The 23,380-nt window shown below is 47.2% G+C and carries 21 protein-coding genes and 1 tRNA gene; 10 read left to right on the top strand and 12 right to left on the bottom strand.

Annotation, left to right across the window (positions count from 1 at the left end; genetic code table 11):
* Positions 1 to 29: 29 nt before the first annotated feature.
* The 6 genes from KOD92_RS19610 to KOD92_RS19585 form a co-directional block, all read right to left on the bottom strand.
* Positions 30 to 1,565 (bottom strand): sigma 54-interacting transcriptional regulator, encoded by a 1,536-nt coding sequence (locus KOD92_RS19610; protein ID WP_215235294.1) that lies wholly within the window; start codon positions 1,563 to 1,565, stop codon positions 30 to 32.
* Positions 1,566 to 1,580: 15 nt separating this feature from the next.
* Positions 1,581 to 3,152, bottom strand: coding sequence for a ribonuclease Y (gene rny / locus KOD92_RS19605; RefSeq protein WP_215235293.1), 1,572 nt, complete (start codon positions 3,150 to 3,152; stop codon positions 1,581 to 1,583).
* Positions 3,153 to 3,272: 120 nt separating this feature from the next.
* On the bottom strand, positions 3,273 to 3,584 hold the full coding sequence (gene zapA, locus KOD92_RS19600; RefSeq protein ID WP_149638458.1) for a cell division protein ZapA: 312 nt from the start codon (positions 3,582 to 3,584) through the stop codon (positions 3,273 to 3,275).
* Complete coding sequence (locus KOD92_RS19595) at positions 3,581 to 3,925, bottom strand: hypothetical protein (RefSeq protein WP_215235292.1); 345 nt, start codon at positions 3,923 to 3,925, stop codon at positions 3,581 to 3,583. The genes zapA and KOD92_RS19595 overlap by 4 nt, the downstream gene beginning before the upstream one ends.
* A 45-nt stretch (positions 3,926 to 3,970) precedes the next feature.
* The gene (gene pheT, locus KOD92_RS19590; protein ID WP_215235291.1) at positions 3,971 to 6,400 is read right to left on the bottom strand and encodes a phenylalanine--tRNA ligase subunit beta; all 2,430 of its coding nucleotides are present in this window, start codon (positions 6,398 to 6,400) and stop codon (positions 3,971 to 3,973) included.
* Positions 6,401 to 6,526: 126 nt separating this feature from the next.
* Positions 6,527 to 7,171: a DUF1684 domain-containing protein gene (locus KOD92_RS19585; protein WP_215235290.1), complete on the bottom strand. Its 645-nt coding sequence runs from the start codon at positions 7,169 to 7,171 to the stop codon at positions 6,527 to 6,529.
* Between the two features lie 186 nt (positions 7,172 to 7,357).
* Here KOD92_RS19585 and KOD92_RS19580 point away from each other — a divergent pair, with 186 nt between their 5' ends.
* On the top strand, positions 7,358 to 7,735 hold the full coding sequence (locus KOD92_RS19580; protein WP_149638454.1) for a response regulator: 378 nt from the start codon (positions 7,358 to 7,360) through the stop codon (positions 7,733 to 7,735).
* A gap of 6 nt (positions 7,736 to 7,741) precedes the next feature.
* Positions 7,742 to 8,506: an MBL fold metallo-hydrolase gene (locus KOD92_RS19575; protein ID WP_215235289.1), complete on the top strand. Its 765-nt coding sequence runs from the start codon at positions 7,742 to 7,744 to the stop codon at positions 8,504 to 8,506.
* A gap of 7 nt (positions 8,507 to 8,513) precedes the next feature.
* On the opposite strand, the gene KOD92_RS19570 is transcribed toward KOD92_RS19575, so the two are convergent.
* A complete protein-coding gene (locus tag KOD92_RS19570) occupies positions 8,514 to 9,752 on the bottom strand; it encodes a DUF819 family protein (RefSeq protein WP_215235288.1) in 1,239 nt (412 codons plus the stop codon).
* Positions 9,753 to 9,909: 157 nt separating this feature from the next.
* Between KOD92_RS19570 and KOD92_RS19565 the strand changes: the two genes are divergently transcribed.
* Together KOD92_RS19565 and KOD92_RS19560 are read left to right on the top strand one after the other, a co-directional pair.
* Positions 9,910 to 10,401, top strand: coding sequence for a (2Fe-2S)-binding protein (locus tag KOD92_RS19565; RefSeq protein ID WP_215235287.1), 492 nt, complete (start codon positions 9,910 to 9,912; stop codon positions 10,399 to 10,401).
* A 39-nt stretch (positions 10,402 to 10,440) separates the two neighbouring features.
* Positions 10,441 to 12,600 carry a molybdopterin cofactor-binding domain-containing protein gene (locus tag KOD92_RS19560; protein WP_215235286.1) on the top strand — a complete coding sequence of 720 codons (2,160 nt, stop codon included), beginning with the start codon at positions 10,441 to 10,443 and terminating at the stop codon, positions 12,598 to 12,600.
* 94 nt (positions 12,601 to 12,694) lie between these two features.
* Here KOD92_RS19560 and KOD92_RS19555 read toward each other — a convergent pair whose 3' ends face one another.
* From KOD92_RS19555 to KOD92_RS19545, 3 genes are all read right to left on the bottom strand, one after another.
* Positions 12,695 to 14,254 carry a phosphatase PAP2 family protein gene (locus KOD92_RS19555; protein ID WP_215235285.1) on the bottom strand — a complete coding sequence of 520 codons (1,560 nt, stop codon included), beginning with the start codon at positions 14,252 to 14,254 and terminating at the stop codon, positions 12,695 to 12,697.
* A 20-nt stretch (positions 14,255 to 14,274) separates the two neighbouring features.
* A complete protein-coding gene (locus KOD92_RS19550; RefSeq protein WP_229254763.1) occupies positions 14,275 to 15,201 on the bottom strand; it encodes a hypothetical protein in 927 nt (308 codons plus the stop codon).
* 92 nt (positions 15,202 to 15,293) lie between these two features.
* Positions 15,294 to 15,845 (bottom strand): hypothetical protein, encoded by a 552-nt coding sequence (locus KOD92_RS19545; protein WP_215235284.1) that lies wholly within the window; start codon positions 15,843 to 15,845, stop codon positions 15,294 to 15,296.
* A 217-nt stretch (positions 15,846 to 16,062) separates the two neighbouring features.
* Between KOD92_RS19545 and KOD92_RS19540 the strand changes: the two genes are divergently transcribed.
* Positions 16,063 to 16,581, top strand: coding sequence for a DinB family protein (locus tag KOD92_RS19540; RefSeq protein WP_215235283.1), 519 nt, complete (start codon positions 16,063 to 16,065; stop codon positions 16,579 to 16,581).
* On the opposite strand, the gene KOD92_RS19535 is transcribed toward KOD92_RS19540, so the two are convergent.
* Positions 16,576 to 18,594 (bottom strand): thioredoxin domain-containing protein, encoded by a 2,019-nt coding sequence (locus KOD92_RS19535; RefSeq protein WP_215235282.1) that lies wholly within the window; start codon positions 18,592 to 18,594, stop codon positions 16,576 to 16,578. The two genes, KOD92_RS19540 and KOD92_RS19535, sit on opposite strands and share 6 nt — an antisense overlap.
* Before the next feature lie 7 nt (positions 18,595 to 18,601).
* Entirely contained in the window at positions 18,602 to 20,233 is a 1,632-nt protein-coding gene (locus tag KOD92_RS19530) for a T9SS type A sorting domain-containing protein (RefSeq protein ID WP_215235281.1), read from the bottom strand.
* 118 nt (positions 20,234 to 20,351) lie between these two features.
* On the opposite strand from KOD92_RS19530, the gene KOD92_RS19525 reads away from it, so the two are divergent.
* From KOD92_RS19525 to KOD92_RS19505, 5 genes are all read left to right on the top strand, one after another.
* A complete protein-coding gene (locus tag KOD92_RS19525; RefSeq protein ID WP_215235280.1) occupies positions 20,352 to 20,807 on the top strand; it encodes a hypothetical protein in 456 nt (151 codons plus the stop codon).
* Between the two features lie 79 nt (positions 20,808 to 20,886).
* Positions 20,887 to 22,200, top strand: coding sequence for an MFS transporter (locus KOD92_RS19520; RefSeq protein WP_215235279.1), 1,314 nt, complete (start codon positions 20,887 to 20,889; stop codon positions 22,198 to 22,200).
* Between the two features lie 19 nt (positions 22,201 to 22,219).
* Positions 22,220 to 22,294 (top strand) — tRNA-Val (locus tag KOD92_RS19515).
* A gap of 127 nt (positions 22,295 to 22,421) precedes the next feature.
* Positions 22,422 to 22,997 carry a metal-dependent phosphohydrolase gene (locus tag KOD92_RS19510; RefSeq protein WP_215235278.1) on the top strand — a complete coding sequence of 192 codons (576 nt, stop codon included), beginning with the start codon at positions 22,422 to 22,424 and terminating at the stop codon, positions 22,995 to 22,997.
* 33 nt (positions 22,998 to 23,030) lie between these two features.
* Positions 23,031 to 23,330: a hypothetical protein gene (locus KOD92_RS19505; protein WP_215235277.1), complete on the top strand. Its 300-nt coding sequence runs from the start codon at positions 23,031 to 23,033 to the stop codon at positions 23,328 to 23,330.
* Positions 23,331 to 23,380 lie beyond the last annotated feature (50 nt).

Raw genomic sequence — 23,380 nt, 5'->3', positions numbered from 1 at the left:
CATTTTTTGTTGATATCCAGTTCTATGAATTAGAACGGTTTGCGATCGTCATCGTCTTCATCAAAATCAAAGTCTTCATCTTCCGGTCCTGAGAACATACTGCTCACCAGATCCTGAAACTTCATTCCCTGGTCAAGCGACTGTTTTCCGATCAAAGAGAATTCCGCCATTCCGTGTAATGCAAATTCCATCATGAACAGCTTTTCCTCTGCATTGGAATAGGCACTCAGCATATCTACAAAATCATCCAGGCCGTCGATGGTCTTTAGCCTTGCCACATATTCCCTTTCGGTCATATCGCCCGGCATTTCCATTTCATTTCCGGCGCCAAACCACTCTATAACCTTCGCATAAGGGTTGATCTTGCTCTTTTTTGTTTTTTCAGGATCCGGGAAGAAATTCAAAAACTGTGTCCGTATCGCTTTTCCGATCAGATTCTGCGCCACAATAACCGGCCCTTCTACTTCACCTTCATAAACCAGCTCGACCTTACCGCAAATCGCCGAAACTACGCCGTAAAGATCCGAAATGCGCACATAAGTGGAAGTTTCTCCGTTTATCAGCGCACGGCGCTCGGCTGTGCTCAGCAAGCTTTCGTAAGCAGAAATCGTCAAACGCGCAGAAACACCGCTTTTGCTATCGACATATTCACTCTCACGCGCCTCAAATGCGATCTGTTCAATCAGCGTTTTGGCCAGCTCATTTACTTTAACGATCTCTTTTTGCTCAGCTTTAACAACCGCTTCCTGCTCCGTAATTTTCTTACCCGTTTCGATCGTCTTCGGATAGTGGGTCACGATCTGACTTTCAATCCGGTCTTTCAGCGGCGTGACAATACTTCCGCGGTTGGTATAATCTTCCGGGTTGGCCGTGAATACAAATTGTATATCAAGCGGCAAACGCAACTTGAAACCACGGATCTGAATATCGCCTTCCTGCAAAATATTGAATAGAGCCACCTGGATACGTGCCTGCAAATCAGGAAGTTCATTGATCACAAAAATACCTCTGTGCGAACGTGGAATGAGTCCGAAATGGATCACGCGTTCGTCTGAATAGGGCAACTTCAGTGTGGCTGCCTTAATAGGATCCACATCACCGATCAGATCTGCGACAGATACATCCGGTGTCGCCAGCTTTTCAGTATAGCGCTCGCTTCTGTGCAGCCACGCGATTTCTGTATGATCTCCGTGGTCATCAAGGAAATCCTTTGCATTGCGCGAAAGCGGTTCCAGCGGATCGTCGTGCAGCTCGGAGCCCTTGATGTAAGGAATATATTCATCGAGCAAATCCACCATCATCCGGGCAATACGCGTTTTTGCCTGCCCGCGCAGTCCCAGGAAATTGATATTATGCATCGAAAGGATAGCTCTTTCCACATCCGGAATGACCGTTTCCTCGTAACCCCAGATACCCGGGAAAATATTTTCTTTTAGCCTGATCTTCGTAATCAGATTATCTCTTAACTCCTGCTTGATGGAACGTGTCTGATAACCTGCCTTTTTAAGTTCGCCGAGCGTCTGGATACCCAGTCGTTCTGAACTGGTAAGCTGTGAGTAATTCATGTATGATAATCTAAGTTAGCGCGCATAGGCAACCGAACGCATCTCGCGGATCACAGTGATCTTGATTTGTCCGGGGTATTGCATTTCTTTTTCTATTTTTTGAGATATATCAAACGACAACATACCTGCTTTTTCATCGGAAACATTTTCCGCATCAATAATTACCCTTAACTCGCGTCCCGCCTGGATCGCGTAGCACTTCTCAACTCCCTCGAATGAAAGGGCCATATTTTCCAGGTCGCGCAGACGCTGAATGTAGGATTCCATCATCTCGCGGCGAGCACCCGGACGTGAGCCTGAAATAGCATCGCAAACTTGGATGATCGGAGACAGAATACTCGTCATTTCGATCTCATCATGGTGAGCCCCGATCGCATTACATACTTCCGGATTTTCCTTGTATTTCTTGGCGAGTTCCATTCCAAGTATCGCGTGCGGCAGATCGGATTCTTCCGGCCACACTTTACCAATATCGTGGAGAAGACCGGCTCTTTTGGCCAGTTTTGTATTTAAGCCCAATTCCGATGCCATCGTCGCGCAGAGCTTAGCTACTTCGCGGGAGTGTTGCAGCAGGTTTTGTCCATACGACGAGCGGAAACGCATTCTTCCGATCATTTTAACCAACTCTGGGTGCAGGCCGTGAATCCCCATATCGATCACAGTACGCTCGCCGATCTCCACGATCTCATCGTCAATATTCTTGCGCGTTTTGGCAACTACTTCTTCAATCCTGGCAGGGTGAATCCTTCCGTCCTGAACAAGTCTGTGTAGTGAAAGTCGCGCGATTTCTCTTCTAACCGGATCAAAACCAGAGATTACGATCGCTTCCGGTGTATCGTCCACAATGATCTCAACACCAGTAGCCGCTTCCAGGGCGCGTATATTTCTACCTTCTCTACCAATAATCTTACCCTTAATATCATCATTTTCAATATTGAAAACAGACACGCAGTTCTCAATCGCATGCTCGGCAGCGGTGCGCTGTATGGTCTCAATAACGATTTTCTTGGCTTCTTTTGTGGCGGTCAGGCGGGCTTCTTCCATTGCGCTCTTCACATACGATCCCGCTCTTGTATCTGCTTCCGCTTTGAGCGCGTCGATCAGTTGCTCGCGAGCTTGCTCGGCAGTCAGGTTAGCTATCTTTTCAAGTTGTGTAACCTGCTGTTGTAATGATTTTTCAGCTTCTTCCTTGCGTTTTGTGGCGATTTCAAGCTGCTGGTTGAGGTTGTTTTTCAGCGTTTCCAGTTCGTTTTCGCGGCGCTTATTCTGCTCCTGCGCCTGGTTCATGCTTTGCTCGCGCTGTTTCAGTTTCTGCTCGTTGCTTTGAAGGATGGTGCGTTTCTTGTTAGCGTCTTCTTCGAACTCTGTTTTGAGTCTTAAGTATTTTTCTTTGGCTTCAAGGATCCGGTCTTTTTTGATATTCTCAGCGGCACTTTCAGCATTTCGGAGAATTTCAGCTGCCCGTTCCTGAGCTTCCTTTTCCTTTTGATCAAAGGATCGCTGGAAAATGTATTTACCTGCAAAAATTCCCACACCGATGGCGATGATATCGGAGAGGACTACGATGAAAAACAAAGAATTTGACATTTCCATAATGGTTTATATATAGTTGGTTTTACCGACTACACCAATGCTAAAAATGCCGAAAGTGAAGGAGTTAAAAGAAGTATTAGAAGATTTTGAAATTAAAGGGTTGCTCTACAGTTGTTAGCTTTCAATGGCACCGGAGATTGCTTCATCCAGTTTCTCTACTCTGTTTTTAAAAGCCAGAATCAGATCATCCATCTGCTCCTGGTTCCGTTGCAATGCCACAAGGCACTCAATGGAAGTCAGCGCGATGGCTTCGATGTCTCCGTATACTTTTCCTCTTAATTTATGCTGTTGCACGCGATGCAAGAACACCTCATACCCATCCCTGTAAAATTTCTCCTGATCCGCCGGAACGCTCAGTTTGAAACCTCTGTCCAGCAGTTTTATAAAGACAGAAACGTCTGGATTAGGTATGCTATTTTTTTTCATAAGGTATCTTCAAGCAATTCTATGCACTTATCAATCTCCTGGATATATCTTTCAACTGAGTCTTTCAGCTCGGCAATTCCGCTTGTTGGTGTCAGTTTACTAGTGACAATTTTAGCGAAAGTTTTGGACTTATTAAAGTCTTTTTCCAAACTCCCGCTTTTTTTCTTCAATTCCCTTGACTCTTCTTTTAGCTTATTATTGGCCAGCTTAAGCTCGGCATTTTCGCGCTGAAGCTCCGAAATTGTCCAGCTTAATTTTTCTTTTGTGTTGATCAAAAACTCAAGTTTCCTTTCCAGGTCAGATAGTTTGTGTTCAATAATGCGCTCAATGCTTCTTTCCATTTGTCAGCCTGATGAATTTTGATCAAACAAATTATTGCTTCCAGTCTATTTTCTGATCACGGCTTCAAATTCTTTCTCATAAGCACTGATCAATCGCTGCATCGACTTGTCGATCACTTTATCTGTTAGCGTCTGCTGCTCGTCTTGCAGGATAAAACTGATCGAATAGGATTTTTTGCCTTCCAGGTTAGCCCCTTCATACACATCAAATACATTCACAGAACGCAGCAACTGGCGTTCGGTCCGGTAGGCGATCTGTTTGAGCTCTTCAAAAGTAATTTTCTTATTTACGACAATAGAAAGGTCCCTTCTCACTTCCGGGAATTTGGGTACCTCGCGGTATTCCACTGCTGCACTATATTGGCGCAACAAATATTCCCAGTCGAAATCTGCGAAATAGACCGGTGCCTTGATATCGAGTTTTTTGGTAACGGCCGCATTCAGCAAGCCAAGTGTCACTACTGGTTTTTTGTTGGCAAATAGTGTCAATCCGCTTTTAAAAATAGTTTTGTCGGCCTCCTGCTTTTCAACTTCCCTGATTTTTAATGAAGCCAAAACCTGATTGACGAATGCAGCCAGGTCGTGGAATGTAACCTCGCGCGATTTTTCAGTCCAGGATTCCTGCTGGATATTGCCTGTCAGAAATAAGGATAACCTTTCCTTTTCTACATACTTATCGCCGGTCTGGTGATAGGTTTTGCCAAATTCAAATAATTTCAGATCACGCTGCCGGCGATTTACATTGTGCGCTATTACCTCTAATCCTGAGAAAAGCAGCGTTTGGCGCATTACCGACAGATCTTCACTCAGATAGTTGAGGATTTTCACCGGCTCACCAAAAAGACTATCTCCCAGCGACTGCTGATATTCTGCTTTGGTCAACGAGTTGTTGATCATTTCATTAAATCCGTTGCCTGCCAGCAATTCAGAAGCACGTAACCGCAGCTTTTCAGGATCATTTACAGGAAAGTCAGACAAAAACTCGGAGCTCATTGACTCAGAAAGTTCCACCTGACCGAAGCCGTAAATGCGCAGAATTTCTTCAATCACATCCGCTTCGCGCTGCACATCAACCCGGTAGGGAGGCACGATTGCAGTGAAAGTTACGTCAGTATCGTTCTCAACCTGAATATCAAGGTTACTTAAAATACTTTTGATCAACTCCTTATCAAGTGTTTTTCCTATCAACCGGTCAATATTCCGGTATTTCATCTCAACCCTGAAATCCTCGATCGACTCAGGATAAATGTCAACGATATCGGAAGAAACCTGACCGCCGGCGATTTCCTGGATCAACAGGGCCGCGCGCTTCAATGCAAAAAGCGGCATATTAGGATCAGTACCACGTTCAAAGCGGAACGAAGAATCTGTTTTCAGACTGAAACGCTGGGCAGTTTTGCGAACCCAGGCCGGCGAGAAATAAGCAGATTCCAGGAAAATAGAAGTGGTTTCAGAAGAAACGCCCGAAGTCGCTCCGCCGAAAACACCCGCAATGCACATCGGCTCCGGCGTAGTTCCGTCGCCTGCATTGCAAACCATCAGATCAGTAGCCGACAGTTTTCTTTCGACTCCATCCAGTGTTACAAACGGGGTACCTTCTGCCAATGTAGTCACGATCACTTTACCGCCTTTTATTTTGGCAGCGTCGTAAGCATGCATCGGCTGGCCCAGCTCGTGACACACGTAATTGGTAATATCTACAATATTATTAATCGTCCGGATTCCGATCGTTTGCAAACGCTGTTTCAGCCAGTCGGGCGATTCGCCTACATGGATTCCCGAGATCGTCAGCCCTGTAAATCGGGGAGAGGCTTCCTGGTTACGCACTTCAACCGGAATGGAAAGATCCTGATTCGCTACTGCAAATCCGGCGACCGACGGAAGCGTGACAGGCCGGTTCAAAACTGCTTTCAAATCCCGGGCTACACCGAAATGGGAAGCTGCGTCGGCACGGTTGGGGGTTAAGCCAATTTCTATTAAATAATCCGAAGAAATACCGAAATATTCGCTGGCTGGTGTTCCATTCGCTGCGTCGGTATTTAAAACCAGGATACCATCGTGGGAAGTGCCCATTCCCAATTCGTCTTCGGCGCAGATCATACCTTCCGACAATGCGCCGCGGATCTTGGATTTCTTCAGAACCAGAGGCTGCTCGCTGCCGGTCGGGTAAAGTGCTGCACCGACAGTAGCAACGATCACTTTTTGACCCGCAGCCACATTAGGCGCGCCGCAAACAATAGAAAGCGGGTTTTCACCACCTACATCCACAGTTGTTAGGCTTAGTCTGTCAGCTTCCGGGTGTTTTTCACAAGTCAATACCTGCCCGACCACTACGCCCTGCAAGCCTCCTTTTACGGATTCAATCTCTTCTATTGCTTCCACTTCCAGCCCGGTAGCTGTGAGCAGTTTCCCGATTTCTTCGGGATTTTCGTTAATTTCAATAAGGTCTTTAAGCCACTTATAAGAGATCTTCATGCGATTACTATAATGATAATAAAAGCGGCTTTGTCGTAAAACCGCCTTTATGCAAAAATAATGATTTAGTTGGAACGCGACTTTGTCAAATGCACTACAAATGACTTTTTCTATATGCCAGCCGGCCTATTCGTGCACCGCGCTTTCGATCAGCTCACCAGCCTCAATAGGTATAGTCAGCTTGTTTTCAGCTGGCGGAACCGGGCAGGCGTAAGATTCCTGGTATACACAATAGGGATTATACGCTTTGTTAAAATCCAGGATCAGCATATTGTTTTTGATATCGGCAACCGGGTAGTCAATGTAGCGGCCGCCTCCGTAAGTCTGCTTTCCGCTGGTGGCATCCTGAAAAAGTACGGAGATAACGCCTTCATTTTTAAGTAGCAGCAACTTCTGAGCTTCGCCCATGATCGTAAAATTCGCATAGCCGTATTTTTCATATTTCTCGCTGGTACCGTCGGTATATTTCACGATCATTTCCTTATCATCATTCATATAAGGAGAAACGGTAGCTTTCACGCGGAATGTCATATTCGGATCGAAATAATGCAGTCCGTGGAAGCTGGTTTTGTCCGCAATAGGGGAGTCTTCCTGGGTTCGGAACTGCTCATCTTTGGCTGCTCTTTCTTCAAGAAGCTTGGTTTTGTATTGCTGCGGGTCAACTGCGGCGAGGGGATCATTGCCGGAAGAAAAATTTTCGATCACGAAGTAGGCCAGAATAGCGATAACCATCGCGATCGTGCTGTAACGGATCACTTTATTTTTAAACATAACTAAAACGGTAATGGTAAACGGTTTGCAAACTTACACCTTATGCCAGCACGGAAAAAAGTATCCCGGCATTATTTACTTTTTTGTGATATTTTTGAAATTTCGCACAAAACCGGTTTGCGTTGTTGATTGAAATATACCTAAATTGACCTGGCAAATAATTAAAACCAATACCTGACCCATCGTATGTCATACACCAAGCGAGTACTCATTGCCGAAGACAGTTCAGTAATTCAAAATCTGGCAAGGAAAATTCTGGAATTTCAACATTATGAAATTACCTCAGTGAAAAATGGCGAACAAGTATTGCAGCTTCTTGAAAAAGAGGATTTCGATATTATTTTGCTTGATATCAATATGCCTGTGATGGACGGAATGGAATGCGCAAGAAGCATCCGCAAATTGCCTAACGAGAAAAAGGCCAAAACGCCGATCGTAGCGATCACAGGTAATGCTAAAAATTATTCAGAAGAGGATTTTAAAGAGGCAGGATTTGATGATGCGCTGATGAAGCCTTTGAATTTTGACCGCCTGGTTGAAGTGGTGGCGCATTTGACAGAATAAAACCGAATGAGGATCACATTTTTAGGGACCGGCACATCACAGGGGATACCAGTTATAGCCTGTGAATGTGCCGTTTGCCGTTCTAATGACCAGCACAACAAACGTTTACGCGCCTCCGTGTTGATCGAAACGCAAGGCCGGACCTTTGTAATTGATACCGGTCCGGATTTTCGACAGCAAATGCTCCGGGCTGATGTAAAGCACCTGGATGCGGCCATCTTTACACATCAGCATAAGGATCACACTGCCGGATTGGACGATATCCGCGCATTCAACCACCGCCAGCAGCAGGATATGCCGCTTTATGGCCGGGCAGAAGTATTAAATCAGATCCGCAACGAATTTTCCTACGCTTTTTCGGAAACACGCTACCCCGGCGTGCCGCATTTTGAAATGCATCCAATTGAAAATAAGCCATTTGATGTACTGGGGGTTAATGTAATTCCTATTGAAGTAATGCACCACAAGCTGCCTGTTTACGGTTTCAGGATCGGCGACTTCACTTACATTACCGATGCCAATTTTATCTCAGAGAAAGAACAGGAAAAAATAAAGGGTTCGAAGATTTTAGTGTTGGATACTTTACAAAAAGAGCCTCACTTATCTCATTTCACGCTTGCTCAGGCTCTTGAACTGATTGAAAAACTGCAAGTCCCGCAGGCATATCTCACACACATCAGCCACAAGCTGGGCTTGCACGCTGTGGTAGAAACCGAACTTCCTGACCATGTAAGACTGGGCTACGACGGGCTGGTTTTAGAAATCGACTAAGTAGAAATTATAAACCATTACTAACCCACTGCATCAAGAGCGCAGTCAGGTATCCCCCGTAAGTTCCTATCGCATAGCCCAAAATAGCCAGCAATACCCCGACTGGCGCGAGCGATGGGTGAAATGAAGCCGCTACAACCGAAGCCGAAGCCGAGCCGCCTACATTCGCCTGACTACCGACCGCCAGGAAAAAGAATGGTATCTTCAACCATTTACAAACTGCGATCAATATCACGGCATGAACGCCGATCCAGATCAGTCCGATTGCAAAAAGGCCCGGATTATCTGCAACTGCGCCCAGGTCCATTTGCATTCCGATCGTTGCCACGAGCACGTAAAGAAATCCGGTACCCAGCTTCGAAGCCCCGGTATATTCGAGTTTGCGCGCCGGAGTTGCCGATAAAATGATCCCGATCAAAGTGGCAATGCTGATTACCCAGAAAAAGTTGGAAGTAAGGCTGTACTTTTCCAGTCCTGGATAATTTTGGGCAAGATAGGGTGTGATCAGCTCGGCCAGCCCGTGCGCCAGGCCGGTTGCGCCGAAACCGACGGCTGCCATTAATATGTAATCTTTCACCAGCGGATTCCGCTCATTGGCCTGGATTTCGCCCGCCATGTGCAATTTAACATCTTCCACAAGTTGGCTGTCTGCGCCCAGCATCTTGTCTATTCTCGCCGCAATACCAGCTCCGTAGATCAACACCGCCATCCAGAGCTCGGCCACTAATACATCAACCGCGACCATCTGGGAGAACAATACGTCACTGGGTCTGAAAACTTCCCGTAGCGCGGTCTGATTCGCGCCTCCGCCGATCCAACTTCCAGCGATCGTCGCCAAACCCCGCCAGACTTCATCCGGACCTTCGCCTGCAACCGTTTGCGGACTGATGCTTCCCACGATCCAAAGCGCCAGCGGCCCGCCGATCATGATCCCGGCCGTACCTACCAGCATGGCGATCAATGCTTTCGGGCCAAGTTTGGCAAGTGACTTCCAGTCCATTCCCACCGTAAAGAACACCAGGCAGGCGGGCAGGAAATATTTGGATACAACCGGATAAAGCTGCGAACCGGGTCCGTCGACGATCCCGAAAGAATTGAGCAGGCCGGGAATAAAATAACAGAGCAACAGCGGTGGGATAATGCCGTAAAAGCGCTTCCAGGATCTTGAATCGAGCGACGCAGTGAAAAATATTGCGCCCAGGATCGCCATTAAAATTCCCAGTACGACAGCGTCGTTTTTAATCATCGTCTCAGGTGGGGTTAAGGTCTTGCGGCAAAAATAGCTTTGTTTTTGAAATATAGCCCAAATGCAGCGGCTATCGAATGCGGGGTGGTTGTTTAACTGCTTTTTTTAGGATAATTTACGTATAGATTGACAGTACCATCTGTTAAAATTATTCACTATGGCGATTTATAACTTATCAGTTAATGAGAAGAAAGTAAAGGTGGACGTTGAGCCCGACATGCCTTTGCTTTGGGTTTTGAGAGATTTTGCAGGGCTAAAAGGAACAAAATTCGGCTGTGGAATGGCGATGTGCGGCGCCTGCACCGTGCATTTAAATGGTCAGCCGGCGCGCTCCTGCCAGACGCCGGTTTCGAGTGTAGGTAAAAGCGACAAGATCACGACGATTGAAGGGATTGGCGACGGGAAAATGCATATCATCCAAAAAGCCTGGATCGAGGAGCAGGTACCGCAATGCGGCTACTGTCAATCGGGACAGATCATGTCGGCCGTGGCGCTTTTGAAGTCCAATCCAAAGCCTACCGATACTGATATTGACGCGGCAATGAGCGGAAACCTTTGTCGCTGTGGCACTTACGACCGGATCCGCAAAGCGATCCACCGCGCCGCCGAAGAAATTAAGGTTTCGGAAAGCGGAATCGGGAAGAGGTAATAGCATCAGAAAGTTGACAGCATTTAAGCCCAACAAATCTTGGAAAACATAAAAAACTCACGCCGTAACTTCCTGAAAACTTCCGCAGTTGCCTCCTTTGGGCTTGCATTGGGGATATCGGGATTTACGAAAGATGCCTCGCTGAAAAAGATCAGTGCGGCGATCCTGAAACTTGAAATCAATCCATTTATTATCATTGATACTGCCGGCAATATCACGCTGGTTAACCCGCGCCCCGATATGGGCCAGGGCTCTACGCAGGCCGTACCTTCGCTGCTCGCCGAAGAATTGGAGGTAAGTCTGAACAAAGTTCTGATCGTGCAGAGCGACGGGAACGGCAAATATGGAAGCCAGACTTCGGGGGGCAGCAGCTCTGTGCGCGAACTGTGGCTGCCGATCCGGAAAGCAGGTGCCGCGGCGCGCGAAATGCTGACAACAACTGCGGCGAAACGATGGAATGTCCCGGTTTCTGAATGCAGGGCCGAGGATGGAAAAATTGTTCACACAACTGGCAAATCGCTGACTTATGGCGAGCTGGCCGATGACGCTTCCAAACTCGAAATCCCCAAAGAGCCTAAACTCAAAGAAGCGAAGGATTTTAAAATTATAGGAAAATACAACCAGCGCCTGGATGTGCCGGAAAGGGTGACGGGCAAGGCGATTTATGGTATTGATGTGGACGTGCCGGGCATGGTTTACGCCAGTATCCTGCATTCGCCTGCGATTCACGGCAAGGTTGTCTCTATTGACGATTCGGAAACCAAGAAAGTGAAGGGCGTTTTGCAGGTGATCAAAACCGAGCGCACCATGCCGCACCGCACTTCGGAAGCTGTGGCGGTGGTTGCTACCAATTGTTGGGCAGCATTGAAAGGTAAAAAAGCGCTGAAAGTGAAGTGGGATAATGCGGGCTACGAAAAGTCACTCAATAACGCAGACTATTTTGCAGCAACCACCGAGGCTGCCGGAAAACCTGGTATTAACTTCGAAGAAAAGGGAGATTTCTCCGCCAAATTTGCGGCAGCAAAGGAAAAACTGGAAGCCAACTACGAAACACCATTCCTTGCGCACGCGCCTATTGAGCCGGAAAACGCGATTGCACACGTGAAGGACGATGGATCGGTTGAAATATGGGCGCCGGTGCAAGGCCCGGACTGGACTTTGCGGGACGTTTGTGGTTACCTGAAAGTTAAGCCTGAGCAGGTTAAGATCAATGTAGCATTGCTGGGCGGCGCTTTCGGCAGGAAAGCATACCACGATTTCGTTTTAGAAGCCTGTCATATTTCTAAACAGGTTAAAAAGCCCGTGAAAGTAATCTGGTCGAGGGAGGATGATATTTCGCAGGGACCCTACCGGCCGGGGATGCTCAGTCATATGCAGGGTTTTGTGGATAAGGGAAAAATTACCGGTTTTCATCACCACACTATTGGCGAATCCATTGCCCGTCAGGTTTTTAAGGGTTTGAAAGAAGACGAAGCTGACTCCTGGATAGGCGGCGAGTTGAGTATTGAAAACAGCAAATATCAGTTTGATGCTGCGTCAAAAGTGAGCTGGACGAATGTGAAAACCGATATTCCCGTTGTCTGGTGGCGATCGGTGTACGCGTCCAACTTTGGTTGGGGACAGGAATGTTTTATAGATGAGCTGGCGCATCTGGCTAAGAAAGACCCCCTAAAAGCGCGTCTGGAAATACTGCCTGACGAACGTTTTCAAAAAGTACTGAATACCCTTGCCGAAAAGGCGAACTGGGACGAAAAACTGCCTGAGGGAAGCGGAAAGGGTATTGCAGTGTTCAAATCCTTTGGAAGCATTTCGGCCTGCTGCATTACTGTAACCAAAAAAGACCAGGGCGTACGCATTGACAAAGTCGTTTCGGTGATCGACTGCGGGTATTATGTCAATCCTGATAATGTAAAAGCGCAGACGGAAGGTAACATCATAATGGGTTTGACGGCCGCAATCAAAGACGGGATCACATTCACAAACGGTATCTGCGATCAGACGAATTTCCACCAATACAACATTCTGCGCCTGAACGAAACGCCGAAAATGGAGGTGCATATTGTCGATAGCGGCAGTGTTCCCGGTGGAGTAGGTGAGCCGGGTCTGCCGCCTATTGCGCCTGCATTAGGCAATGCAGTATTTGCCGCAACGGGTAAGCGCATTCGAAAACTGCCGTTTGATATCAATAATCTGGGCTAGTTGGTTCTGGTTTTTAATTATAGAAACTTGCAAAAAACATAAAAGTAGCAGCGCCACCCGGCACTGCTACTTTTATGTTTAAAACAATATAAAACTATTCAGCCCCGTCCGTTTTCGCTCTTGCAACAGCGAATCCACCTACCTTATGTCCCGTCGATAAGCCGGCTTCGCAATCAAACCGGTAGTGGATCAAACCATAAATGCGGGAAACCGAAGCTTCGTTGGCCATTGCTTCCAGTTTCTGCTTTTCTGATGGGAAAATATGCGTCAGCAAAGCTGCGGCAGCGCCTGAGAACGTAGAATGGCCCGAGGTATAGGAAGGGAAATTCGGCAATCCTACTGAGGTTTTCACCTTCCGGTCAATTTGGTTCGGGCGTGGATAATAGTAATAATACTTAGCGTCCCAGCAAGCAATTCCCGCATCCTGCAAAGTAGTACCGAGCAATGCCAGTGTACGCGCAGTTCTTATTTCGCTGAATTTGTTCTCATGACAAAGGTTGGCAGCGCGGCGGTGCCAGTGTCCCGGAGGCGTGTAGCTTCCCACCCCGTCGGACCAGAAGCTGGCGATCCGTGCCTGCTCGCGTGTCTGATTTTTAGCGATAGCAGTCAGCTCATCCATATTTTTTTTAAACTCTGCACTACCGATCGCAGGAGGCGGTGTCGGGCGGATCGCCGGAAGTGTCTGGGCATCAAAGTTCCATGGCTTTACAAAACCGTAAGTTGGCAGCATGGGCGGGCGGGGAGGGAATTCCTGACTAACCCAGGGCTCTGCAATACCGATCGCTTTCGCATTGGCGATCATCTCTGCGGTTTTAGCCTGATTGTTGGCTGCACCCATTCCGTCGGTTTTCGCTCTTGCCATTACCTTTTCACCAACTGCTTTTCCCAACGCAGCACCGGCTTCAATATCACTGGCCACATTCATTCCCGCCCACATGCGGCTTTCTTTGTGCTCTTTCAGTTTTTGTTCCAGGTAAGGCACTTCACCCGGGAACATCGCTTTCAGGATCTGAAAAGAAGCTTCGGCCACTACCGCATCTTCGGAAGGATAGGAAGGCAGGTTGGTGACCGGCAGCAGTGTTTTGATCTCCCCGTCGTTTTTCGAAGGAGCTTGCCGGTTGTATTTGAACTTGTAATTCCAGGCACTTACCAGCGCATCGTATTGGGCTACGCTCAGGTAAGCCAGCGCGCGGGCTGTATAAGGCGGGTTGGCAAATGGAAATTTAGGATCTGCCAGCGGATTTGCTGGATCGGGCACCGGGTATTTTCCGTCCTGGTTAGATGCAGGAGGTGTATTGTAGCGCGCCGCCAGTTCGCGGCCGATCTCATTCCAGCGATATACAGCGCCGGCTCCCCAGAAGTTAACCTTCTCTTTCTGCTGCGGAGTGGCTGCATTCACAACTTCTTTGAGCTTTTTAAGCTCGGTTTTGTAATAATCGGTTGTGATCGCTTCTGGCTGAGCAACATTTATTTCGTTTGAGGATGCCAGTACGTATGGTTTCCAGTCCCCCGCCTTTTCGTCCAGGCTGGAAGGATCGTTGATTCCGGCAGTCGGCTCATTTACATTCTTATTACACGAAAAAAGAGCAAGTGAGAAAATGACAACTAACCCTGGCAGGACGGTTTTGAATGGGTATATATTTAATTTTTTCATTTCAAAAAGAAGAATATCGTTTATTTCTTGTCAGCCTTTGCATAGCGAAACTGATACAGTACGCCCGCTGAAAAGGCAGTTGTTTGTCCCACATTTGAACCCGCCACTACATACGCAGCGCGCGCATTTACACCAATGTTTTTAGGTTGATATTTGGCATACACCCCAACAGTCGTCGATTTCATATTGTTGGTCGGGAAAGGCATATCGTTTCTGCGGATGTAATCCCCGCCGTCGCAGGCACCAGTTTCTACATAACCCTCAGCCTGAATAGCCCGTTTTAAATATCCCAAGCGCACTGCGCCATCGTAAGCATTAGGTACGCGAACCTGATTGGAACTGTAAAGCTTGTCGTCGGCCTGATAGGAATCGCGGTCGATCTGGATATTGCTGCGGAAAATGTAGCTGGCATGCGCGGTCAAATAAATACCGCTTTTGTGCCGATAACTTGCCAGAAGCCGCGCAGTAGCAGTTTTGCATTGCATTCCGATCGACATCGGCATAAAATCGGCAACATAATTCGTGATCGGAACAGAGCCACCTGCGATCGCATGCAGCGAAAATCCTGACACATTCACAAACCTGTATTTCAACCAGCCGGAAGCGTCCTGAAATCCGCGCTGCCACATCAGGTTACCTGTGCTCGCCTGCGTCCATACGTAAGGCAGGGCCACGATCAAGTTCAGATTTTTCACAATACCAACCGCGAGCATTGGCATCACACTTTGCGTCGTGTGCGTCCCGATATTGAGATTGCTTCTTTTTAAAGAATTTTCCCAATACTTATCCCAGGAACTATGGTTGTAAGACACAGCCAGACAAGCCGTTTTACTGCCCATATAAATGGCATCGTTTGGCATTTGAGCAAATGCAGAGGAAATGGAGACAGCCAGCGTTGCGCAGCAAACAGTAAGCGACCGCCGAACTTTGAGTAAAGTACTGATCATACACAAATTAGATAGAATGAAATACCTCCTTGGATACACAGAACCGGAAACGGCCTGCGTAAGTGGATGGAAAGAATGTTAGAAGCTGGTAATCAGCAGTGCTCGGGCGGCGGGGTATTGAGCTGGCTTATGCAAGACAAGTAAATGTCAGGATTCAGTGTCTGATATTTTGCGGGAATGGTAAAAACGGGCCGGAAGGCAACTTCGAAGCTATGGGTTGCGGCAGGAACGTAGCTATTTAAGAGATTACTAAACAGTTTGATCGCTTTGCTGTAAGGACTCTGCGGCTGCTCAGCTTTCGTGTCACTTAACATTTCCATCGCTCCTGCCAGCTCTACAAAGCGATCGCGCGCGCCCTGGTTGGATTCGAGTGTGATGTATAAGGTGTCATTGGAATGCAAAACCTGCACCGGATTGTAAAATTCATTTTCTGTCCGGATCAACCCTTTTATTTCGCCTGAGATTTCAACATCGCCTGAATAGGGTAGGGAAGGGTGGTACATTTTGATCATCTTCTGATCTCCACGTGGGCCTGAAACTGCGGCTACCTGGTAATCCTTTTCAAAGTAAAGCACAGCGAAACTTAGCCCAAACATGTGGTAGAGCAATAAGAGCGTCAAGCCGATCGGTGCTATTCTTTTCAATTTCAAGAGGATTTGTATTCAAATGTAAATAAAAAGATGGCATATAAACAAGAAGATTTATAATACAAAAGTGGCTAGCCCTAAATGAGTTGTAAGTCACCTCCGGTGAATAAATATCCAGCCCCGAGCGATTTGTTTGTATAGCCCGAATCCGTATTTTCCGCGCAGCATAACCAGCTACTTACATTTGTATACGCCACATTGATAGGAAACAAAAATGAAAAGATCCAACATTCAACCGATGCCGCCTTTTTTTGACAGGTACATTAATATCGTCGAAGATATTGACATTTTCGATGCCTTCGAAAAGCACACTCCCGCAAACGTTTATACGGAAATCGTGAAACTGGAGGCGCTGGGAGACCGGGTATATGCGCCCGGAAAATGGACTGTGAAAGACATTTTGCAGCACGTAGTCGATAACGAGCGGATTATGGCCTACCGCGCGCTTCGCTTTTCAAGGGGAGACAAAACGCCTCTTGCAGGCTACGAGGAAGAGCTACTGGCCGCCAATACCCTGGCTGAGACGCGGAGCATTGGCGATCTGATGGAAGAATTTGAGCAAGTTCGCACAGCTACCATTTCTCTTTTCAGGAACATGAGCGAGTCAATGCTTATGAGTGCAGGAACGGCAGATGGAAAGCAAATCACGCCACTCGCACTGGGCTTTGTGATCGTCGGGCATCCTGTTCACCACATGAATGTGATCCGCGAGCGTTACTTTCCGTTATTATGACCCGCCGCCAAGCTGTTCAAGCGCTTTTTCAACTTCTGTAACAGGCAGCTGACAGGTTTTATTGTAACAGATATAGATTGCAGTTTTTGAATTAATCTCCGTCCTGTGTTGCAAAAGCGGCAACTCGGAAGCCGTTTTTGTTCCCATTACTATTTTATTCGGGACGAAAAAGCGGTCGAAATCTTTGCGGATTGCGTCGGCGTCGTTACCTATGATCGCTATCTCGGCAGTTGGGATTGCCCGGGTGCAATAAACCGCTGCCCAGTTACTCACCCACTGCACGTCGGTCAGGATTAGTTTGGACATCTTGGACAGCATCTGGTCGGCCATTTCAATGTACTCAAACTTATCGAGCATCATTCCCAGGCTGTACAGGTTCTGGGCCATGATCGAATTTGAGCTTGGAATCACGTTATCAAAAAGCTCTTTCTTGCGCGCGATCAATGCCTCACCGTAAGTATCGGTAAAATGAAAGAAGTTTTCGGTTTGGTCAAAAAAGTTGGTGATCGTGTATGCGGCGAGCTGATCTGCTTTGATGAGCCAATTTTCATCGAAACTGATCTGGTAAAGCGCGACATATCCCTGTATTACAGCCGCATAATCCTCCAAAAAGCCTGTTACAGATGATTTCCCGTTTTTATGACTGTGGAAAAGCTTGTTCTCAACGGTCATTGACGAAGCAATGAATTCTCCAATAGAAAGCGCCAGTTCCCGGATATTTTCATCACCCAGAGCGCGGTAGCATTCGGCTAATCCTTTAATCAACAGTCCATTCCAGGATGCGAGTATCTTGTCATCGAGGCCGGGGCGGATCTTTTCCTTTCTTTTTTCAAAGAGTTTGCTTAAAACGTTTTCATATTTCTGCTCAAACTGATCGGTATAAACTCCTGCTGATCTTGCCGCCTGCGCGGGTGTTTCCGTTAAATGCAAGTGATTGTAGCCGTGTTCCCAGTTTCCTGCTTGGGATATATTGTAAATTTTGGAAAACCACTCAAAGTCTTCGCCCAGGATTTCGGTAAGCTCGCTTTGCGTCCAGATATAATATTTTCCTTCAATACCTTCACTGTCAGCATCCAATGCGGAGTAAAATCCGCCCTCGGGGCTACGCATTTCGCTGGAAAGCCACTTGATCGTCTGCCTGATCCGGTTGGCATAAAGCGGATTGCGGGTCAGTGAATAAGCTTCGGCGAAAATTTCGAGCAGCTGCGCATTATCATAGAGCATTTTCTCGAAATGCGGAATAAACCACTCATCATCAACTGAGTAACGCGCCCAGCCGCCGCCAACATGATCATAAATACCACCGAGTGCAATGCGGTTCAGCGACAATTCAATATGCCGAAGAGCCTCCGGATTTTGACTTACATCATAGTAGCGCAGCAGAAACTTGTAAATGGAAGGCATTGGAAACTTCGGCGCCCGGTCCATTCCACCTTTATAGGTATCAAAATTTTTCTGCAAAGTCTCAAACATTCCGTCCAGATTCTCGGCTTCAAACCCACCGGTAGTAGCTTTAAGGCCAAATTTCTCAGTCTCTGAAACAACCATATTCTCTACAAAACCTTCGGCCGATTTGGCCAGCTCGTCGTAATGATCGGTAAATGCGGTTTGAATACTTTTAAGAAGCTGCGTCCAGTTTTGAGGTGGCAGGTAGGTAACCCCGTAAAATGGTTTGGCATCCGGGAGCAGGAATACATTCAGCGGCCAGCCGCCACGCACACCCATCGCTTGCACCGCGTCCATATATACCGCGTCAACATCGGGCCGCTCTTCCCGATCGACTTTAATGCAGACGAAATACGCATTCATCACCGCTGCAATGTCCTCTTTCTCAAAGCATTCCCTTTCCATAACGTGGCACCAGTGGCAAGCCGAATAGCCAATGCTGACCAGGATCGGTTTGCGTTCTTCCTTCGCCTTTTGCAGGGCTAAATCTCCCCACGGGTACCAGTCGACGGGGTTGTGAGCGTGTTGCAAAAGATATGGGCTGGTTTCCTCGCTGAGTCGGTTCATGATTAACTTACTGGTTTACAACTACTTTTCTTGTAATTGTCTGTTTGAAAGTCTCGAAGCGGGCAAAATACATGCCAGCAGCGAGTCGCGGTAAGGCGAGCGTTTCTCTGGTTTCCCCAGCGTTCGCTTTTAATTTCTTTTGAAATACCACCTGACCCTTTGTATTGGTAAGTGAAAAATCCACATCAGAAACGCCATTTACACCCGAAAGAACCACATTCAACTCCCGGTTTGCTAAATGCGGGAAAATGTATGCGTCAGAAAGCATCGGCTGGCTTGAATTGACAGAATCGTTGAGGTCGAACTTGCAGAGGAAAACTTCTTTACCGGTGACCGTGATCGTGCGCGACCAACCCTGGTATGAGACGCCGATCGTAGTCTGCTGATTGTCGGCCGCATACGGATTTTGTGCGGCGATCAGGATTTCTTCACCCTTAACCACACCACGCCAGACCGGGTTTTGCTGTTCCATGTGATCCCGCGCCGATTGTGGAATGACCAGCTGGTAGGCGCCTTCAAACATACTTTTGAATTCGGAGAGGCGATATAATCCGTAAATAAAATGCTCGTAAGCACCATAATTTTCCTGGCGATCACCCGGAAAAAACGGATTTTCCCACATCCATAACCCTTTCGCACCCGAGAAAAACGGAAATATCGCAGTCGCCTCAGCCTGGAAATCGGCGATCAGCGGCGTATTCGGATCATAACTGTCGTGAATGCGCATCCATATAAACGGGATCACGGGCTTGTCGCTCCAAGCTGCATTGGCCTCAATATTAAAGAGCAGATAGGAGAGATAATCCTTTCCGATCGGGTTATCGTAGCCGTAATAGTAGTAGGGTGAAGGCGATTGAAAATCCAATGCATTAAAAAAGCTTCCTCCAATCTTGCCCGCATCGTCCTGCGTAAGGTAATGCGTGCGCGCCGGGTTGGTACGCCAGTCCTGCCAGGAATTGGCGGTGATATTCAGCCAGGTATTGCGGACAGGTACGTCGCTGTAACTGGTTATGCTCGCCGTTACGCCTTTGGCCCTCAGTCTGTTGATCGCCTCTGTGTACCACCAGCGCATATCTCTTTTATACGTATTAAGAAAATCGGCATCAGACAAATTTCTGTAATTGGCAGGGATCGCAGCATTGGTTTTCAATGCCAGAATATCACGGTCTTCCCGCTGCATCCGCTCAATGTCCAGGCATACAATGTCGACATCGGTTACTGTATTTGCGAAATTGTCCCAATAGCTGCGGTAAACGGCGGTATCATTTCCCCACGGACTTCTCAAAACATTATCTGCCCAGGGCTGCTGTCCGCTCGATGTCGCCACTCCGTACCATAGTACCGCCCGGTTCTGGCGGGGAAGTGAACCGGGCTCGGGGCCGCTGAATGCAGCAATATGACTGAACCCATGCTTCAATGGGCGGGACTGGGTGTCACCAAAGCGCGGCCCGCTGTATATGATCTTAAAAGGGAGCGAAAATTCAGGAAACTTATCCCATTCAATGCTATTGTTGCCGCTCACCGGATTTAGCACATAACCTGGCTCACAGTCCTGGCCAAGGCAGGTAACCCCGGTAAAGATTGCAAGTAGAATGCCACTGAGAAAACCGTTAAAATTGTTTTTAGTAGATAATATCATAAGATAGGCCCGACAAATTCGTTACTTTTGTAATGTGTGCAATGTTAATTTTCCGTGAAAGCTCAAAGGATTGACCGCCACATCGATGATTGCCTTGAATCTTAAAATAAAGAAGAATATGAAAAAAATATTGCTGCTATCCTGCTTGTTTCTCGCGCTTTTTGTGTCAGCTTGTGACAAGGACAAAGATAAGAACGAAACGCCTCAGCCAACAGAGAAGGACAAAATACTGGTCAATTATCCCTGGCGCATGTCCACTGTGACAGACCTTACCGGCAAGGATATTCCAATGAACCAGCTTAATACCCAGACGCAGGCGATCAAGTCGGTGATGGATATTCAGTTCAGACAAAACAATACTACGGTAGCGATCGATCAGAAATCGAAACAGGTTATCAATGGTGGTACCTGGTATCTGATTGAGGACAACAAGATGTTGGACATTGACATTTCAGGTTTCAAAGGAAAGTTTGGAGTTGAAGAACTGACCAACAGCAAAATGCGTCTGAAAAGCACGATGCCGGTCAATGGAAGGGATCAGGAAACGATCATGGTTTTTGAGCCGGTGATCTGACCAGATCGTTTAGATATAAATTTGCGAAGGCGGCGGAATTAATCTGCCGCTTTTCTTATTTTGTGTCAAATATTTTTGAATGAAAAAGAATAACCCTTCTATTATCAATGCCTGGTGTATGTACGACTGGGCCAATTCGGTACACGCATTGGTGATCGTATCCAGCATTTTTCCAGTCTATTTCTCGGCCACGGCCCTGGCTGCATCGGGCAGCGGCCAGGTTGATTTTTTCGGGTTTCAAATCAAAAGCTCGGTTCTGTTTTCCTACACGGTTTCAGTCTCATTTCTGATCACTGCATTACTGGTGCCGATCTGCACGGCGATAGCGGATTACACCGGAACGAAAAAGCGTTTTATGCAGCTGTTCTGCTATACCGGCGCGCTGAGCTGCATACTCTTATATTTTTTTACCAAGGAAACATTACTTCCTTCGATATTCCTTTTCGGATTGAGCTTGATAGGTTGGAGCGGAAGCATTGTTTTCTACGATTCCTACCTGCCTGAAATAGCCACCGAGGACAACTTCGACCGGATCAGTGCGCGGGGATTTTCAATGGGTTATCTGGGTAGCGTGTTGCTGCTGCTTTTTAATTTAAGCATGGTTTTGTTTCCGGATTTTTACGGTATCACCCAAAAATCGCTGCCGGCCAGGATTTCTTTCTTTACTGTTGGGATATGGTGGGTTTTGTTCGCGCAGATTCCTTTTTATTATTTACCCAAAGGAAATCGCGGCAAGCAGCAAAGCGGCAACTGGATATTCAATGGCTTTGCCCAACTGCGGAAAGTATATACCAGGCTTCGCGAGCAGCCTTACCTGGCTAAATTTTTAAGCGCCTTTTTTATCTATACCATGGGGCTGCGCACGGTGATGTACGTGGCCACTATTTTTGGAGCGACCGAGCTGCGGCTGCCTTCCCAGAGTTTGATTATCACGGTTTTACTGATCCAGCTGGTCGGTATTGCAGGCTCCTATACTTTCGCGTGGCTGTCTGGGCAGATTGGTAATATTTATGCCCTGATGATAGGGGTTTTTATATGGATCGGTATTTGCACCGGCGCTTATTATACGACCGAAGCCATGGAATTTTATGTGATTGCCTGTACAGTCGGTATGGTTATGGGTGGAATTCAGTCGCTTTCCCGCTCGACATTCTCAAAGCTGATTCCCGAAAATGTGACCGATACTGCGTCTTATTTCAGTTTTTACGATGTGACTGAAAAGCTCGCGATCGTGGTAGGAACATTTATCTATGGATTTGTAGAGCAACTAACCGGCAGTATGCGCAACAGTATCCTGGCATTGCTGGTGATCTTCGTACTGGGGCTGGTGCTTTTGTCGAGAATACCCTCGCGCAAGCTTTACCATTTCGAATTGGAAACGAAAGAAAATTAATTTAATATCGCGCCCTGACAGGATGTTAGCTCAGCTGGTTCAGAGCGCCGCCTTGACAGGGCGGAGGTCAGCGGTTCGAACCCGCTACGTCCTACTGAAGACTCGCTCGTAACATACGGCGAGTTTTTGTTTTTTTATCCCAATACCTATATTCCCAGGTAATTCGCTCCACGCTTTCTTCTTTTTAAGTACATTACCTTTCCACCGATAACAAAGGCGCTATGGAACTTACCGACAGACAATGGCAATTGTTTGATTTTGTGAAGCAAATGCACGGTTCGCAAAAGCGGAAGTATTCGGGCCAGCCATATTATACCCATTTGCTGAGCGTGGCTGACCGGGTCAGTGCGTATCCGAAAACAGGTTGTGAGATCGAGATTGCGCTTTGTCATGATCTGATCGAAGATACCGAATGCTCGCTTGCAACGCTCTCATCGCTGCTGATGAGCCTGGGTTATGGTATTGCAGAGGATGCGCAGATCCTGGCAGGGGTAGACGATCTGACTGATAAATACACGACTATCAAATATCCCAGGCTGAACAGAAAACAAAGAAAGCAAATGGAAGCGGCCCGGATCATTTTGTCCCGCCCCATTGCGCAGACTGTCAAATACGCCGATATTATAGATAACATTCAATCGATCATTGCCGAAGATCCGTCTTTTGCAAAAGTGTACCTGGCCGAAATAGACCAGTATATATGGCGGATCGATAAAGGTAACCCGGCACTTTACGCTGAATGCTGCCGGCTGTTTACTGCTGCTTACGAAAGTTTGCAACGCAAGCGGCCCGCCTGAAACGATCCAGACAATCACTTTTAAAACAATAGTATGAATTCATCAGAGCAAAGAGACTTTGAGCACATTACCCCCACAGAAGAAGAGGTAAATGAAACAATCCGTCAAATTCGGGCCAGGCTCGCAGAAGTAGGAACAGGAAGTGGCGCAAATGAGCCTCTTTCGCAGGGTTACCGGCTGGCATTACAAATTTTAACAGAAAGATCCGAAGATTACACGGGCATTCCGTTGCAGGCAAGCTCTGAAAAGGCCAAGGCGATTACTGTTCTGGCGATCAACTATTTGAAAGGAGAAAGCTCACGAGAGGTTTTGCTGGATATCTTTTCAGACTGAGCAGCCGCAAATCGCTGGCATAGTTCTTATCCCGGATCAATCTTTATTAA

The sequence above is a fragment of the Dyadobacter linearis genome (assembly GCF_907165045.1).
GTDB lineage: Bacteria > Bacteroidota > Bacteroidia > Cytophagales > Spirosomataceae > Dyadobacter > Dyadobacter linearis.
Note: the sequence above shows the minus strand (reverse complement) of the source record. Positions and strands in the feature narration are given on the sequence as shown.